Source organism: Thermostichus sp. OS-CIW-20, from assembly GCF_054061455.1.
In genome coordinates, this window is record NZ_JBSSEF010000033.1 from 1 (window position 1) to 15,179 (window position 15,179).

Below are 15,179 nucleotides of genomic sequence, written 5' to 3' on the forward strand. Positions count from 1 at the left end.
GGTGGGACTGCCGCTCTCTGGCTGTGGAGGATCCTGGTTTACCAGTCCGTTGAAGCAGCAACTCCGGGAAGTGATTCTCGGAAGCTCCCGTCTACGGCCCGTCAGGGCTTAGCGGGAGAGGATGTCACTTGGATACGCTCTATGCCTGCGTTAAGCTGCTGGAATACTCTCTTCAGCCGGGGGCCCGTTCGAGTTGCGGATCCCCTTGGTAGCCCCTTAACTCTTGCGGACTATGCTTGAAAACGCCATTGTGCTCATCACCGGCGCCAGCAGCGGCATCGGGGCAGCCTGTGCCACGCTTTTTGCCCGTTCTGGAGCCAAGCTGATCCTGGTGGCCCGCCGTCAGGAGCGGCTACAGGAGCTGGCCGCGGAGTTGCAGCAGGCTTACGGTGCTTCCTCATACTTGCTGACTTTGGATGTGCGAGATAGGGCAGCCGTGCAGCAGGCGTTCCAGTCTTTGCCGCCGGCCTGGGCTGAAATCGACATTTTGATCAACAACGCCGGCCTCAGTCGCGGCTTGGACAAGCTCCACAGCGGGGCTGTGCAAGATTGGGAGGAGATGATCGATACCAACCTCAAGGGCTTGCTGTATGTTACCCGCGCCGTCTTGCCCGGCATGGTGGAGCGGGGCCGGGGCCATGTGGTCAACATCGGCTCCATTGCCGGTCGCCAGACCTACCCCGGCGGCGCCGTCTATTGCGCTTCCAAGGCCGCCGTGCGGGCCATCTCCGAGGGACTGAAGCTGGATCTGCTGGGCACCTCCATTCGCGTCACCGAGATCCAGCCCGGCTTGGTGGAAACCGAGTTCAGCCAAGTGCGCTTCCGCGGCGATCGCGAGCGGGCGGCAGCCGTCTACCGGGGCCTCACCCCCCTGACGGCGATGGATGTGGCCGAGGTGGTGCTGTTTGCCGTTACCCGTCCCCCCCACGTCAACCTGAGCGAAGTCTTGCTGCTGCCCACCGACCAGGCCAGCACGACGATGGTGCATCGTCGCTAGGGATGTGATGCCGTATCCGTCGTTGTTGGGTATTCACTCCCCCATGCCTGGGCGACAATGGCGGCAAAGGGGGTGGGCCCATGGGACTGGAAAGCGGGATCCTCATTGGGTTGGGCATCGGCCTACTCGGCACGCTGATTTTGCTCTGGCAGAGCCGGCGCCGCTTCGGCCGCCAATTGCAACAGTTGGGATCCCTGATGCACCTGGCCCTGCCTCTCAGCTCGCCTGAACAGATGCTCAGCCGGCTCAGCCACCACCTTCGCCAACAAGAACTGGAGTGGGCCCGCCAAAAACGATACCTACAGGACTGGCGGTATCTCAGCCACCACCTGCCCTGGGGATATCTGCGGGTAGACGAGAACAACGTGGTCTGGGAGTGTAACCCTGCCGCCCAGCGTCTGCTGCGCATCAGCCAGTGGCAGCCGGGCATCAAGCTCCTGCTGGAGTGGGTGCGCTCCTACGAGTTGGATCAGCTTATCGAAGCCACCCGCCGCCAGGAAGCTACCGCTCCCATCCAGAGCCGCGAGTGGATCTTCTACCCTTCCGGGGGCGAGGACAAACCGGTGCCGCTGCGGGCTTGGGGGCTGCCCCTGCCCCAGGCCCACGTGGCCATCTTCTTGGAAGACCGCCTAGAGGCAACTCTGCTGGCCCAACAACGGGATCGCTGGGCCTCGGATGTGGCCCACGAGCTGAAGACCCCCCTCACCTCGATTCGCCTGCTAGCGGAAACCCTGCACAGCCGCGTCGATGCCGCGCAAGCAGTTTGGGTGGAACGATTGCTGAACGAGACGCTGCGCCTCAGCCAGTTGGTGCAAGACTTGCTGGAACTGAGCGCCCTCAACCTGGGGGCCGCATCGCGATCCCAATGGCGCTGGGTGGATCTGGCAAGCTTGGTGCGCGAAGCCTGGCAGAGCCTGGAACCGCTGGCCAAGCCCCGCCAGCAGGAACTGGATCTAAGCGGCCCCTCCCAGCTCTATCTCTGGGGAGATGAACAGCGCCTCTACCGCCTCGTCCTTAACCTCTTGGACAACGCCATCAAATATGGCGGAACCGACTCCCCCATTCACGTGGCCCTGTCGGAACAGGAATCGCAAGTGCGGCTGGAGGTGTACGACCATGGCCCTGGCCTGCCGGAGGATCAATTTGAGCTGGTCTTTCAACCCTTTTACCGCACCGACGCGGCGCGGGCCCGCAGCAAAGGCGGCACCGGCCTGGGGCTGGCGATCGTGCGGCAAATCGTGGAACTACACGGGGGTACAATCCGTCTGCGCAATCACCCGCAAGCAGGTGGGCTGTGGGTGCAGGTGGAGCTGCCCCGGAAACACGCCGATGCCCTGTGAAAGCTGCCCAGAAGCGCTCCCATCAACATCACCAAGCCCTTCGACCTGAGAACTGCCCCAGATTTTCCCCCGGCGGGGCTATCCATGTTGGAGGGGATCCCCTAGAATTGGTCTAGGTAATCCTTACAGTTTGTACACTGGGCATTCGGAATGGGCGCAGACTATCATTCCGCTGATTTGTTGTCGGAGCGTGAGCTGCAGGTTCTCGAGTTAATCGCAGCGGGCCTGACCAATCAGGACATTGCAGAGCGCTTAGAGATTAGCAAGCGCACTGTTGACAATCACATCAGCAATATTCTGAGCAAGACGCGAACGTCAAATCGCGTCGCTTTGGTGCGCTGGGCCTTGCAATGGGGAAAAGTTTGCCTAGATCAGGTCAATTGCTGTACGTTGGCCAACGACAAAATTGCTTAGCCACATCTCGGAGACTCTCTCTGCCCCCTCTTTGTTTTGGCAGGCAATTAAATGCAGAGCAGGGCTTTTTTACCTCAAAAGTAGCGAGACATTCGCAAGATGTCATTGGCCGTTGTGGTGAAGCTGTTTGTTACCTGGATCCCTAGTTTCTCCTTTCCTTGCCTATCGTGAGCCTTGCTGAGTTGAAACGCTACGCTGTTCGTTATGATTCCATGCCCCTGATGGTTTATCGAGAGGTGGCTGCCCATCTGGCCTGCATTCCAGGGGTGGAAGCAGAGCTGGAATGCAGAAAAGACTCCATCTTTCGCTACTCCGATAGCCAAATCGAGGCGCTGCAAATTCGCCAAGAGGCCGACGCTGACCCAGAGCAAGTTCAGCGCGTTCTTGACCACTACGGGACATGGCAGTACAGCCCGTTACAGGACTAGCCCTCCTGCATTGCCGAAGAGGGATTACCGGAACGCCAGACCTTTGGGTTGTTTGGTGAGCACTACCACCTCCCCGCAGGGCGATACCGACCCACCTCCCAACTGGAACCGATAACTGGGCAGCCGCTCCAAACCAAGTCGAGACAGACCTTGAGCGCTCTGCGCCGCTAACGAGCTCGCGCTAGCGCATACAGGCCCCTCACCCTTAACCCCTCTCCCAAAAAAGGGAGAGGGATCCGCCGAGCAGCACAACGAACTGTCTTAGCAGGAATTGCCCGTACGACGGGGGTAACTCTGTCGATGGTTCTAGAAGCTCTGAGGCAGAGACTGTTTAGCGAGTTGGCTGACTTTGAGCAGGCAAGTGCAACTTACGAGCCAAACCCAGTCTTGCCAACACCCAAATGACCCAGTAGGTCATGTCAATTTCCCACCAGCGCAAACCTGCTTTCACGCACTTCGGGTCGGCGTGATGGTTGTTGTGCCAGCCTTCACCGTAGGTGAGGAGAGCCGCCCACCAAAGGTTACGGGCATTGTCGTCGCTCTCGAAAGTCCGGTAGCCCCAGAAGTGGCTGGCAGAGTTGATCAACCAGGTGCAGTGCAGCAGCAGCACTGTCCGCACGAAGATGCCGTAGATAACGAACGGCCAACCGCCGAGCAGGTAAAGCACTCCAGCCAGCGGCAGTTGCAGCAGCAGCCCATACTTGTCTAGCCAGCGATAAAAAGGATCCCGAGCCAAATCCGGCGCAAAGGCAGAATACTTCTCACGGTTAAAAAACTCTTCCCGTTGGTAAATGAGCCAGAGCATGTGGCTCCACCAAAAGCCCTTGCGAGCAGAGTAGGGATCCCGCTCTTCGTCTTCAGTAAAAGCGTGATGCTGACGATGGCCGGCCACCCAAAAGATCGGCCCCCCCTGGATGGCGAGAGCACCGAAGGTAGCAAAGACATATTCCAGCCACTTGGGCACTTGGAAGCTGCGATGGCTAAGCAGACGATGATACCCCAGGCAGATGCCCAAGCTGCCGAAGCACCAGTGAAGCAATAGGGCCACCCCCAAGGCTGGCCAGGAAAAGCAAACGATGCCGCCCACTAAAGCGAGGGCGTGAAAAACAACGAAAAAAAGAACAAATTCCCAGGCAAACCGAAAAGACTTTTGGGGCTCAGGCTGAGCTAGCGAAGCAAAACGGTTGGGATTGTCCAGCGATTGGGTGGGAAGGGAAACGGCCATGAACCAGCAAAACCTCAGAAAAGGAGTAAGGGCAGCGCAGGATCAAATACCTCCTCGCAAAGTTGCTTCTCATGCATAGGCCACCGCATCCCTGGCTTAGCTTACAACGAGCTCATGTCCCTGAAAGGCAAGCCGGGATCCCCAAAGGCCTGGCCAAGCAAGCTTCAGCAGTGAGAGCCGCTATGAGAGAGCAGAAAGGCAGCAGGTTTGATCTCGCCTGAGGCTAAGCTTAACGATATTTCACCTCAAATGCAAGTGCTGCTTGCAGATTGCCACTACCTTGAGCGCCTTCTCTTGACTCCTTACCCCATCACCTACCATGGCACGTCCTTCTTCCCGGCAAAGGCTGCTGAACGCGGCTCGAGACCTCTTCGTCCGCCAGGGCATCACTCAGACCACCACCCGTCAAATTGCAGACTTGGCCGGCGTTCATGAAGTAACCCTGTTTCGTCACTTTGGCAGCAAGCAGGGGCTGCTCCTGGCTGTATTTGCTGAGCTGGGAGTTTTCTCCGGCATTGCCGACTTACCCCTCCCAGCAGACCCCACTACCTTCCGGGGCTCTGAGCTACAAGCCATTCTCCTCCGCTATGTCCAAACCTGCTTCCAAGCTCTAGCTAATAACCCTGAGCTGGTGCGCTCGTTGGTGGGAGAAGCAGGCTTCTACTCCGAGGAGCATCGCCGCGCCTTGAGAGCAGGCTTCCTGCAGGCCCAAGAGCAGCTAGCCCACTACCTCCAGCAGCTCCCTAGCCCGGAGCTACAAGCCGTCGACTCTGGGTGCCTTCACGCAGCTGCTGGAGTTCTCCATCTGATGATTTTGGGGACGGCTGTATTAGCCGTTACCGCTGGCTTGCCTGCTGGCGACGGCGACCAGCCCTCCTCCGACCCAGCGGACAAGGGCACTTATGACAACAACAGCAGCACTCCCCCTCTCCTCTACGCCTGCGTAAAGCTGTGGATGGCAGCCTTGAGGGGCATGAAGGAAACCTAGTGCAAAAGACTCTCTCGGGGTTGGAAGGAGGCAATCCCAAAAAAAGAAGAAGAGATGAGGAGGTTGTAAGCCGGGTTCTGTAGTGGGGTGCTCCAAGGAGCAGCCCGCACTGGCGGTCATCTCTCTGGGAGTGATGTTGCCATCACCCTCTAGCGGCTCACCACCACCGAGACCACCCTCCCCCAACCGCTTGGCTGAGTACCGTGACCTCGGTGCAGCCGACAGGGGCGAAGAACAGCCATAGTCCTGCGGCTGCGGCCTTGCTTTCCACCGGGGTTTACCGAGCCAGCGCCTCACGACGCTGCTGGTGGGCTCTTACCCCACCTTTGCACCCTTACCTGTGCTGGGATCCCAGCCATCGGCGGTATGTTTCTGTGGCACTATCCTCGCGGTTTCCCGCACTGGGCTTTCCCCAGCGGTGTGTTCTTCTGAAAGCCCGGACTTTCCTCATCCTGCTGCCTGGTGGCGGCAGCGAGGACGCGACCGCCTGCCCCTCCTATCTCTTCATTTCAATTCTAGCGCATCCCCCCAGCGCAGAAAATCTCTCTGCGCCTAGGCTCCGCGTTGCTGGCCAGCCGGCCTGCAAAGCTGACCCCGCTGTTCCTGCTCCGCAGGGACTCCATCCCCCTAGGTCTACGTTCCTGGTCGAGGAAAGCGCTGCATCAGCTCTTGGACAGCCTCGGCATGGTAGGAGCTGCGGGTAAGCGGGGAGGACACCACCTGCAAAAAGCCCAACTCTTCCCCCACCTGTCGCCAGTGGTCAAACTCCTCTGGGGGCACGTAGCGCTCCACCGGCAGGTGTTTGGGGCTGGGAGGAAGGTATTGGCCAAGAGTGAGGATGTCGCAGCCTACCCGGCGTAGATCTTGCATTATCTGCAAAATCTCCTCGGCGGTCTCTCCCAAGCCCAGCATCACCCCCGACTTGGTGTAGAGGCCGGGATCCCATTGCCGCGCCAGTTCCAAAAGCCGCAGGGAACGCTCGTAGTTCCCCTGGGGGCGCACTCGCCGGTAGAGGCGGGGCACGGTTTCCGTGTTGTGGTTGAGCACCGTCGGGCGGGCGGCGAGAATTTGCTCCAAGGCCTGCCAGTTGCCGCACAGATCTGGGATCAAGACCTCGATGGTTGTCTGGGGCATGCGGCAGCGGATTTCGGTAATGCAAGCAACAAACTGGCTGGCTCCCCCATCGGGGAGGTCGTCCCGATTCACCGAGGTAATCACCGCATGGCGTAGCCCTAGCCGTTGCACCGCTGTGGCCACCCGCAGCGGCTCAGTGGGATCCAAAGGCGGAGGCCGTTTGGTGAAGTCGATATCGCAGTAGGGGCAGGCGCGGGTACAGGCCGGGCCCATGATTAAAAAGGTGGCGGTGCCGTTGGCAAAGCACTCCCCTAGGTTGGGACAGGAAGCCTCCTCGCAAACGGTATTCAGGCCCAAGTCCCGCAGCAGTTGCTGGACGGATCCGGCCCGCTGGGGGGCTTTGGCCCGCAGCCAGGGAGGTTTGCCGCTAGGCGAAGAAACAGCGCTCAATGAAACCCTCCAACCAGAAATGGCGGCAAGCGTATCTCTCAGCTTAGCCTGTCATTATTGCCCAGCCGAGACCGGGCTCGGTGGCCAAAGCCCGAAAAAGGATAGCTCAGTAGCCCCGCCCTTAAAGGCGAAGCAAACTTTAGCTGCTCGCCAATGGTATAGTTGTCACCGAGGCGTACCGTTCTCAGGCGAGCCCCTAGTCACGGTGAAAAACCCAACCGGTGGCAAGCGTCCGGGAAATGCCAACGTCTCAGCCAACCTGCCCAGACAAGCCAGCAGAACCTTGGGGCCTTGCCTCAAGGAACTGTCTAGAGGCATCTTGACAGCGCCTTGACGAGAATCCCCCGCCTTTAGGCGGTGGGCGTGTCAAGGCATACTGGAAAGCGAATGTCGAGCGATAGGGATCCCCACATGGTTGTTGCTGCTCCTCCCTCTCTGGAACAACTTGCCATCAACACGATTCGTTTTTTGGCGGTGGATGCTGTTCAGAAAGCCAACTCGGGTCACCCCGGCCTGCCAATGGGGGCAGCACCCATGGCCTATGTGCTTTGGCAGCAGTTCCTGAAGTTCAATCCCCGCAACCCCAAATGGGTGGATCGGGATCGCTTTGTCCTCTCGGCAGGCCACGGCTGCATGCTGCAGTATGCTCTGCTGCACCTGACCGGCTTTGATGTGAGCCTAGAGGACATCAAGCAGTTTCGCCAGTGGGGATCCAAAACCCCCGGCCACCCGGAAAACTTTGAAACCCCCGGTGTGGAGGTAACCACCGGACCGCTGGGGCAGGGGGTGGGCAACGCCGTTGGGCTGGCCATTGCCGAGGCCCACTTGGCCGCCCGTTTCAACAAGCCCGGTCACACCATTGTGGATCACTACACTTATGTGATCTTGGGCGACGGCTGCAACATGGAGGGGGTGGCCTCGGAAGCGGCCTCGCTGGCCGGCCACCTCAAGCTGGGCAAGCTGATCATGCTCTACGACAGCAACCACATCTCCATCGACGGCAGCACGGAAATTGCCTTTACCGAAGATGTGGGCAAGCGCTACGAGGCCTACGGGTGGCATGTGCAAAAAGTGGAAGATGGCAACCACGACCTGAAGGGAATTGCCGCCGCTATCCAGAAAGCTAAAGAAGTTACCGACAAGCCTTCCTTGATCATTGTCGAGACCACCATCGGCTACGGATCCCCCAACAAAGCCGGCACGGAGAGCGTCCACGGGGCGCCGCTGGGGCCAGAGGAGGTGAAACTCACCAAACAAAATCTGGGCTGGCCGCTGGAGCCGGAGTTCTACATTCCCGACGAGGTGCTGGCCCACTTCCGCCAGGCCATCGATAAGGGGGCCAAGGCCGAGGCGGAGTGGAACGAGCGCTTTGCCGCCTACGAGAAGGCCTACCCGGAAGAGGCCGCCGAATTCAAGCGCATCATGGCCGGGGAGCTGCCCGCAGGCTGGAAAGAAGCGTTGGCTCCCATTGCCGAAACCGGCAAAGAATCCACCCGCAACCTCTCCAAGTTTTGTCTCAATGCTTTGGCCAAGGCGGTGCCAGAGCTGCTGGGCGGATCCGCCGATCTGGCCCACTCCAACATGACCTATTTAAAGGGGATCCCGGAGTTCCAGGCCGGCTCCTATCATGGGCGCAACTTCCGCTTTGGCGTACGGGAACACGGTATGGGGGCGATTGCCAACGGCATAGCCCTGCACGGCGGCCTCATTCCCTACGACGCCACCTTCTTGGTCTTCAGCGACTACATGCGGCCGGCCATTCGCCTGTCGGCCCTCTCGCGGGCGCGGGTGCTCCATATTATGACCCACGACTCCATTGCCCTGGGAGAAGACGGCCCCACCCACCAGCCCATTGAGACGCTGGCTTCCCTGCGGGCCATCCCCAACCTCTACGTCATCCGCCCCGCTGATGCCCGCGAGACGGTGGGAGCCTACCAAGTAGCCCTTGAGTCCACCTCCACCCCTTCGGTGCTGGTGTTTACCCGGCAGGCGGTTAACCCCGTGGAAGGCACCTCCATTGAGGGGGTGGCCAAGGGGGCCTATGTAGTGGTGGATACTCCCAACCCAGAACTGATCCTAATCGCCACCGGCTCAGAGCTGGAGCTGGCGGTGAAGGCCGCTGCCCAACTGCAGCAGGAAGGCCGGGCGGTACGGGTGGTCTCCATGCCCTGCATGGAGCTATTTGAGGCCCAGCCCCAGAGCTACCGCGACGAGGTCTTGCCCCCCAAGGTCACCAAGCGCGTCTCCGTCGAGGCGGGATCCACCTTTGGCTGGCACAAGTACCTGGGCTTTGAGGGGGTGGCCATCGGCATCGACCGCTTCGGCGCTTCTGCCCCCGGCCCCGTGTGCATGGAGAAGTTCGGCTTCACGGTGGAGAATGTGCTCAATACCGCGCGCCGTCTCCTAAGCTAAGGTTTCTGCTCCTCCGGCCTAAACCCAGCAGGGATCCCTTCTCTGCTGGGTCTTTTTTGCTGCCCAATGGTGGCACAACTTGACAAGACTTAGCGAAGGCTGACAACTTGTTCAGCAGGACTTGCAAAACATTGCAGTTGTTTCAAACAAGGTTAAGACCCTTGCCCCCTCCCCCCCACCTCCTTTCCCCTTGTGGGAGAGGGGAGCGAGAAAGTTGTTTCATAGTTTCATAACTTTGTTTAAAACGACCCCAGATCCGCTTTCCTCTGGAAAGCTAACCCTTTCCACCCCCGCCTTGAAGGGAAAACGTTGGCTTCTGGCGACATGCTGATGTTCCTGGAGCAACTGAGGATCTGACAGCTCGGCCTACTGCAGGAAGCCCGCCAGCAAAATCACCGCTCCCCCCACGACGGCCAAAATCGTCAGTACCCGGCCTGCGTTGGCACTGCCCTTCCAGGAGTAGTTTTTCTCCGGTTTTTCCAGTTTTTCTGGCATAGCCATGCCTCTTTATGCCCCGTTAACTCTAATTTAACCTTCTCCCCCGGAATTTCTGCCGTGCGGTGCTGCGGTAGCTGGAAGGGGAGCTTGCTGAGGCGTACCCTTGAAAAAACAGCGACCACCTGGCCCGGCCAGCCCTTTTTGGGAACAATACAAGCAGGCAAGGAAGGGGATCCCAATTTCAAGGCGCATTCTGAGGCAGAGGCATGAGGTACGCGAAAGGAAGCAAAAGACTCGGCTTGATCATGGTCGCTTTGTCAGCCTGGGTGGGTGGACACCGTGCTGTCGCTCAGCCTGCCTTTCGGACAGTGCCGCTGCCTCGCCTGCCGGTGGGTGTGGATCAATTGGTCTTCGATCGCCCGGTGGCCCGCTTCAACCCCAACCTGCCTGCTGAGCTGGTGATCCACAATCGCACCGGCCTGCCTCTGGAATACGGCTTTACCGATCCGCGCCAGAAGGTGTCGGAACTTCCGCCGGGAGAAACGCTGCGTCTGAGCAACCTGCCGATCCCCAACTGCATGGCCATCAACACGCCGATGTTGTCCCCAGTGGGCTACCGGGTGAGCGTGGATCCCTTGAATGTAATCACCGTAGAGGTGCGCCTGGTCAACGATGTCTCCGGCGACCATTGTCTCGATTTACAAGAGACAGGCGCTATTTTCGTGAATTGATGCCAGCTTGAACGGGCAAAAGATAGCCTTTGGGATCCCGACCGGGTTCTAAACTTTGCGAAGATGAACGCCGCATCCCCCTATATCCCCCCGTACACGGGGGGACTGGGGGGCGGGGGGATCCGGGAACGTAGCCACCGACCGCCGCGCAGCAAAACCGAGCGTCGGCGGTCCAATAGTTGGGCGTTCTATCAACTGAGGCAGTTTGTGCACTACAAGGCAGCGAGAGCAGGGATCCAGGTTGTGGTGGTGCCACCTGCCTACAGCTCGCAGACCTGCCACCAGTGTTTTTGGATTGAGCAACGGGAAGGGAAGCATTTTCGTTGTGTGAACCCGCTCTGTGGTTGGGAAGGGGATGCAGATTTGAACGGTGCCAACGGGATTGCACTTTTGGGGGTTGCTGTAAACCAGCCCCCCTACATCCCCCCGCATGCGGGGGGACAAGAGGGGGGCCCGTGGTTGGCTTGCCAACTGCAGGGCTACCAAAAGCCCGCTTCGTACCCCCCTCAATCCCCCCGCCCCCCTGCCCCCGTATACGGGGGTTGGGGGCTGGAAGGGGGGCGGTCGGAGCCGGGTAGTTTACATGGCAGTCAACCTTACTCGAATCTGACGTTGGAGCTGGGTCTGTTGGAGAGCCAACCCGAGGTTTAGGCGTATCGACAGCAATCGACCCCTATGACAGGATGCAAACAGGATGTCCAGGTCGATGTTCTTGTAGACTTTGCTCTGCCTTTGAGCTACTCGCTTGTAACCTAACTGAAGTGTCCTTTACTTTTACTTTTTTTGGATGGTCTCATGAGCGATAACTTGTATTCTTGGTTTCCCCGTGCCTTGGTGATGGGCGCTGCGGTGGTGGGGTTGTCGGGCCTGCCGGCAAGGGCTCAACAAATTACGGATCCCAGCCCGGCTCAAGCGGCCACCAATGTGGAGCCCACCTCGCCAATCTCGGCTTCTTTTCGCAGCCAAGATGGGGTCAGCGTGCGTCCGGAGACGGTGCGGGTTTTTGTGGATGGCAAAGATGTTACTGCCGAGTCGGTGATTACCCGGGATTTCTTCACCTACCGTCCCTCGCAGCCGCTACCGCCGGGACGGCGGGAAGTCCTGCTGGAGTTCACCAATACCCAGGGGGTGACCCGCCGCGTGACCTGGAGCTTCACCGTGGGTAACCCCGTCCGCGCCTCTATCGACCTGGTGGATCACAACGCCGGCAATCGCCCCTTGGCGGCGGGCGAGATCCTGCTGGTAACCGTCAAAGGCACTCCTTCCAGCCGGGTAACCGTTTACCTTGTCCAGGACGGGCGGCAGGTGCAAACCCTGCCGGCTCAGGAAGTTTCCAGCGGCACCTATGTGGTCAACGCCCTGATCGAGCCAAAAGATGCCACCCGCGAAGGGATCGTCATCGCTCGCCTGGAAAACGGCGGCCAGGTGCGCTTTATGACCGCAGAACAGCCCGCCCGCCTGATCGAGGGGGCCGCCGGTGGTATCCAGCGGCTCGCCACCCAAGAGGTTGCCGCGACGATCAGCCTCTCCAGCCTGCTGCCCCAGATCACCAACCTGCGCGATGGGGATCGGGTTTCCGGCTCTTCCTTTACGCTGCAGGGCACGACGGCTCCCAACGCTTCGGTGCGGGTGAATGTAACGGCTTCGACCTCGCTGGGGGGCATCATCAGCGCCCAACAGACGGTGACCAACCAAACTGTGCAAGCCGATGCCCAGGGCCGCTTCACCGTTACGGTGCGGCCGCCCATTCCGGCCTCCGGCACGGTGTATCAGATCAATCTCACGGCCACTTCCGGCAACCAAACCAGCCCGACGGTAACCTTGCGCCTCACCCAGCAGTAGCCTGTCCCCTTGGCTGGACTGAGAGTGTCGCCCTGCCGGCCTGGCATTGGCGCCCAAGCTCCCCTCTCCCAGAGGGAGAGGGGCTGGGGGTGAGGGTCAATGGAAAGGCGGCTGAGAGATTTTTGGATTCTCAGAGTTTGCAGTTGGCGGGGATCCCTGGCGGTCTTGAGCGCGGGTTGGGGAGAGAGAAGACCGCTGTTGCCAGCGCCACAGGATCCCGGCCATGACCAGGGCGGGCGAGACGATCATGGCCAGGATCACCGGCAGGGTCTCCGGCAAGGCCAAGTAGGGGCCGCCATATTTGATGGCCGCGCTGATCCCGGCAGCGGCCACCATCAATTGCAGGGCAAACCAGAGGGTTTTGGGTTTCATGGTTGGCTGGGATCCCCTACCATGGCCGTGAGGATGCCGGCAACGCTCTCCAGATCTTCCGGTACTCGGTACAAAGTCAAGTCTTGTCGGATTGTCCGCGGATCCCCAAGGATCTGCCCGAACTGCCAGATAGATCCAATGGTAACAGCGCCGTAGATCTGCGCTTGCGGCTCCACCTGGGCCAGGGCGATCATCTCCACCGCCATTTGGACAAAAGCCCGCGTCAGATCGTCCTTTTTGGCTTCAACCACCAGCAGGATGTTCTTGCCCCGCAAGAGATAATCAAGGCTGCCCTTGAGCCAATTGTTGACCATCAGGGGATATTCCAGCCGCAAAGGAACTCGACAGTGAAGAGCCACTTCCGTCAGCACAGGGGCCACCAGCAGCTCTCGGCGGGCTGTCACGCTGGTGAGGCTGACCAAAGGCAACAATTGTCGGATCCGGTTTTTCAGAGCTGGGGTTTGGGGTGGGGCAGGGGCAACGGGCCATGTCCACTCTCCTATCTCCAGACGGTAGCTAAACTGAGCCAGGATTTCCTCTGGCTCGTAGGGCATCTCAAAATAAGAGCGAAAAGTATAGGATTCGTCTTCCTTGAGAAGAGAGAGGTTCAGCATTGGTTACGACAAAAGCCCTGCTCAATCTGGCACAGCCAGAGCGGCAGCAATCCGCTCTTTGAGGGTAGCCACCACTTCCTCAATGGGAATTTCTACCGCTTGGCCGGTGGCCCGCTCGGCCAATTCCACCTTGCCTTGCTTAAGGCTGCGCCCGGTGGTAAGGCGGTAAGGGATCCCGATGAGATCCGCATCTTTGAACTTGACGCCGGCCCGCTCGTCCCGGTCGTCCCAGAGGGTCTCGATGCCGGCAGCAGCCAGTTCCTGCACCAATCTTTCCGCCACCTTCGTCTGCTCTGGGTCGGAGACGTTGGGCACCACCACCACCACGTGATAAGGGGCGATCGCCACCGGCCAGATGATCCCATTGGCATCGTGGGACTGTTCCACCGCCGCCTGGGCCAGGCGCGATACCCCAATGCCGTAGCAGCCCATCCACAGGGGCTGCTCGGATCCCTGCTCGTCGGTAAAGCTGGCCCGCATCGGCAGCGAAAACTTGAGGCCCAACTGGAAAATATGGCCGATCTCAATGCCGCGGGCGGTTTCCAGAATCTGGTCGGGGTTGAGCAGACAGCGATCCCCGGCTTGCGCTTTGCGCACGTCCACCACCTCCGGCAGGGGGTACTGCTCGCCCCAGTTGGCCCCCACTACGTGCCGCCCCACCTGGTTGCTGCCGGTTACAAAGTTTTTCAGCAGGGCTGCCGTCTGGTCGGCCAGGCGCAGGATCTGAGGGGCCAGGTTTTTCTGCCGGCCCAGGCAGCTATCCGGCAGGTCGGGCGCGATGTAGCCCACGGGGATCGGATCCCCTTGCCAGCTTTTTTGGATCTCCGCATCCGCCAAGGTGAGCTTGAGCAACTTGTTGGCTTGGTAGCGCTCCGCCAGACGGTTGAGGTGGTTGGCCAGCTTCACCTCATTGACTTCTTGATCGCCGCGGATGCTCAGCAGCACCACCACCCGTAGGCCGTTGTCGTAAAGGGCTTGGTAGAGGACGTTTTTGACAATCAGAGTGGGGGAGATCTTCAAGAAATTGGCCAGCTTCTCGATGGTTTCCGTTCCCGGCGTGTCCAGAACCTGGAAGGTGGTGTAGGGGGAGTCTGCTGCTGGCGGCGGAAGGGAGACGGCCTTCTCCACATTGGCGGCATAGGAGCCATCAGGAGTGTAGAGGATCTCGTCTTCTCCGGCAGAGGCCAACACCATAAACTCCTGCGAGGCTGCCGATGGCCCCCCAATGGCGCCGGCGTCGGCCTCCACCACGCGGAACTCCAGCCCGCAGCGGCGCAGGATGCGGCCGTAGGCCCGGTACATGTCCTGGTAGGTCTGGCGCAGGCTCTCTTCGTTGGCGTGGAAGGAGTAGGCGTCTTTCATGAGGAATTCCCGCCCGCGCAGCAGGCCAAAGCGGGGTCGAATCTCGTCGCGGAACTTGGTCTGGATTTGATAGAGAATTTGCGGCAACTGGCGATAGGAGCGAATGAGATCCCGGGCCAGCAGGGTAATCACCTCTTCGTGGGTAGGGCCCAGGGCCTGCTCGCGCCCCTGTCGGTCTTTGAGGGCGAACATGATCCCTTCCGCTTGGGTGTACACGTCCCAGCGGCCCGACTCCCGCCAGATCTCGGCTGGCTGCAACTGGGGCAGCAGACACTCCTGAGCGCCGATGGCGTTCATCTCCTCCCGGACGATGTCCGAGATCTTTTGCAAAACCCGCCAGAGGAGCGGCAAATAGGTGTAGATCCCCGGGGAGAGCCGCCGGATAAAGCCGCCCCGCAGCAGCAGCTTGTGGCTGATCAGTTCTGCTTCGGCAGGATCCTCCCGCAGGGTTACAAACAACATCTGACTCAATCTCTGGCTCCGTTGCATCCC

General features: G+C 59.9%; 14 protein-coding genes, 1 other RNA gene and 1 pseudogene. 9 read left to right on the forward strand and 7 right to left on the reverse strand.

Annotated features, from left to right (window positions below; translation table 11 throughout):
• Positions 1-232: 232 nt before the first annotated feature.
• The 4 genes from ACVWXC_RS10885 (at position 233) to ACVWXC_RS10900 (ending at position 3,179) form a co-directional block, all read left to right on the forward strand.
• Positions 233-997 carry an SDR family oxidoreductase gene (locus ACVWXC_RS10885; RefSeq protein ID WP_011431153.1) on the forward strand — a complete coding sequence of 255 codons (765 nt, stop codon included), beginning with the start codon at positions 233-235 and terminating at the stop codon, positions 995-997.
• 80 nt (positions 998-1,077) lie between these two features.
• Positions 1,078-2,337, forward strand: a complete 1,260-nt coding sequence (locus ACVWXC_RS10890) for a sensor histidine kinase (protein WP_011431152.1) — start codon at positions 1,078-1,080, stop codon at positions 2,335-2,337.
• Between the two features lie 150 nt (positions 2,338-2,487).
• Entirely contained in the window at positions 2,488-2,751 is a 264-nt protein-coding gene (pedR, locus tag ACVWXC_RS10895) for a photosynthetic electron transport-dependent transcriptional regulator PedR (RefSeq protein WP_011431151.1), read from the forward strand.
• A gap of 212 nt (positions 2,752-2,963) precedes the next feature.
• Complete coding sequence (locus ACVWXC_RS10900) at positions 2,964-3,179, forward strand: hypothetical protein (protein ID WP_071813563.1); 216 nt, start codon at positions 2,964-2,966, stop codon at positions 3,177-3,179.
• 331 nt (positions 3,180-3,510) lie between these two features.
• Here the strand turns inward: ACVWXC_RS10900 and ACVWXC_RS10905 are convergent, their stop codons facing one another.
• A complete protein-coding gene (locus ACVWXC_RS10905; RefSeq protein ID WP_011431149.1) occupies positions 3,511-4,404 on the reverse strand; it encodes an acyl-CoA desaturase in 894 nt (297 codons plus the stop codon).
• A gap of 319 nt (positions 4,405-4,723) precedes the next feature.
• On the opposite strand from ACVWXC_RS10905, the gene ACVWXC_RS10910 reads away from it, so the two are divergent.
• A complete protein-coding gene (locus tag ACVWXC_RS10910) occupies positions 4,724-5,392 on the forward strand; it encodes a TetR/AcrR family transcriptional regulator (RefSeq protein WP_099812859.1) in 669 nt (222 codons plus the stop codon).
• Between the two features lie 50 nt (positions 5,393-5,442).
• Here ACVWXC_RS10910 and rnpB read toward each other — a convergent pair.
• Positions 5,443-5,891, reverse strand: an RNA gene (gene rnpB, locus ACVWXC_RS10915) — RNase P RNA component class A.
• A 134-nt stretch (positions 5,892-6,025) separates the two neighbouring features.
• Positions 6,026-6,916, reverse strand: coding sequence for a lipoyl synthase (gene lipA / locus ACVWXC_RS10920; RefSeq protein WP_011431147.1), 891 nt, complete (start codon positions 6,914-6,916; stop codon positions 6,026-6,028).
• 411 nt (positions 6,917-7,327) lie between these two features.
• On the opposite strand from lipA, the gene tkt reads away from it, so the two are divergent.
• Positions 7,328-9,328: a transketolase gene (gene tkt / locus ACVWXC_RS10925; protein WP_011431146.1), complete on the forward strand. Its 2,001-nt coding sequence runs from the start codon at positions 7,328-7,330 to the stop codon at positions 9,326-9,328.
• A 366-nt stretch (positions 9,329-9,694) separates the two neighbouring features.
• On the opposite strand, the gene ACVWXC_RS10930 is transcribed toward tkt, so the two are convergent.
• A complete protein-coding gene (locus tag ACVWXC_RS10930; RefSeq protein WP_255322487.1) occupies positions 9,695-9,829 on the reverse strand; it encodes a hypothetical protein in 135 nt (44 codons plus the stop codon).
• Between the two features lie 242 nt (positions 9,830-10,071).
• Here ACVWXC_RS10930 and ACVWXC_RS10935 point away from each other — a divergent pair, with 242 nt between their 5' ends.
• From ACVWXC_RS10935 to ACVWXC_RS10945, 3 genes and pseudogenes are all read left to right on the forward strand, one after another.
• Positions 10,072-10,497, forward strand: coding sequence for a hypothetical protein (locus ACVWXC_RS10935; RefSeq protein WP_187147158.1), 426 nt, complete (start codon positions 10,072-10,074; stop codon positions 10,495-10,497).
• Between the two features lie 117 nt (positions 10,498-10,614).
• Positions 10,615-10,998 (forward strand): annotated as a pseudogene (locus ACVWXC_RS10940) (zinc ribbon domain-containing protein); the annotation flags it as partial.
• 294 nt (positions 10,999-11,292) lie between these two features.
• Complete coding sequence (locus ACVWXC_RS10945; protein WP_228375300.1) at positions 11,293-12,339, forward strand: hypothetical protein; 1,047 nt, start codon at positions 11,293-11,295, stop codon at positions 12,337-12,339.
• A 96-nt stretch (positions 12,340-12,435) separates the two neighbouring features.
• On the opposite strand, the gene ACVWXC_RS10950 is transcribed toward ACVWXC_RS10945, so the two are convergent.
• From ACVWXC_RS10950 to ACVWXC_RS10960, 3 genes are read right to left on the reverse strand one after another with little or no spacing between them, the layout of a single operon-like run.
• The gene (locus tag ACVWXC_RS10950) at positions 12,436-12,711 is read right to left on the reverse strand and encodes a hypothetical protein (RefSeq protein WP_011431141.1); all 276 of its coding nucleotides are present in this window, start codon (positions 12,709-12,711) and stop codon (positions 12,436-12,438) included.
• Positions 12,708-13,325 carry a hypothetical protein gene (locus tag ACVWXC_RS10955; RefSeq protein WP_457392708.1) on the reverse strand — a complete coding sequence of 206 codons (618 nt, stop codon included), beginning with the start codon at positions 13,323-13,325 and terminating at the stop codon, positions 12,708-12,710. The genes ACVWXC_RS10950 and ACVWXC_RS10955 overlap by 4 nt, the downstream gene beginning before the upstream one ends.
• A gap of 21 nt (positions 13,326-13,346) precedes the next feature.
• Entirely contained in the window at positions 13,347-15,176 is a 1,830-nt protein-coding gene (locus ACVWXC_RS10960) for a proline--tRNA ligase (protein WP_457392710.1), read from the reverse strand.
• Positions 15,177-15,179 lie beyond the last annotated feature (3 nt).

Coding starts and splice junctions, on each gene's coding strand:
- ACVWXC_RS10955 (WP_457392708.1), bottom strand. CDS start 13,325: ATGCTGAACCTCTCTCTTCTCAAGGAAGACGAATCCTATACTTTTCGC.
- tkt (WP_011431146.1), top strand. CDS start 7,328: ATGGTTGTTGCTGCTCCTCCCTCTCTGGAACAACTTGCCATCAACACG.
- ACVWXC_RS10910 (WP_099812859.1), top strand. CDS start 4,724: ATGGCACGTCCTTCTTCCCGGCAAAGGCTGCTGAACGCGGCTCGAGAC.
- ACVWXC_RS10890 (WP_011431152.1), top strand. CDS start 1,078: ATGGGACTGGAAAGCGGGATCCTCATTGGGTTGGGCATCGGCCTACTC.
- ACVWXC_RS10905 (WP_011431149.1), bottom strand. CDS start 4,404: ATGGCCGTTTCCCTTCCCACCCAATCGCTGGACAATCCCAACCGTTTT.
- ACVWXC_RS10950 (WP_011431141.1), bottom strand. CDS start 12,711: ATGAAACCCAAAACCCTCTGGTTTGCCCTGCAATTGATGGTGGCCGCT.
- ACVWXC_RS10885 (WP_011431153.1), top strand. CDS start 233: ATGCTTGAAAACGCCATTGTGCTCATCACCGGCGCCAGCAGCGGCATC.
- ACVWXC_RS10935 (WP_187147158.1), top strand. CDS start 10,072: ATGGTCGCTTTGTCAGCCTGGGTGGGTGGACACCGTGCTGTCGCTCAG.
- pedR (WP_011431151.1), top strand. CDS start 2,488: ATGGGCGCAGACTATCATTCCGCTGATTTGTTGTCGGAGCGTGAGCTG.
- ACVWXC_RS10900 (WP_071813563.1), top strand. CDS start 2,964: ATGCCCCTGATGGTTTATCGAGAGGTGGCTGCCCATCTGGCCTGCATT.
- ACVWXC_RS10945 (WP_228375300.1), top strand. CDS start 11,293: ATGAGCGATAACTTGTATTCTTGGTTTCCCCGTGCCTTGGTGATGGGC.
- ACVWXC_RS10960 (WP_457392710.1), bottom strand. CDS start 15,176: ATGCAACGGAGCCAGAGATTGAGTCAGATGTTGTTTGTAACCCTGCGG.
- ACVWXC_RS10930 (WP_255322487.1), bottom strand. CDS start 9,829: ATGGCTATGCCAGAAAAACTGGAAAAACCGGAGAAAAACTACTCCTGG.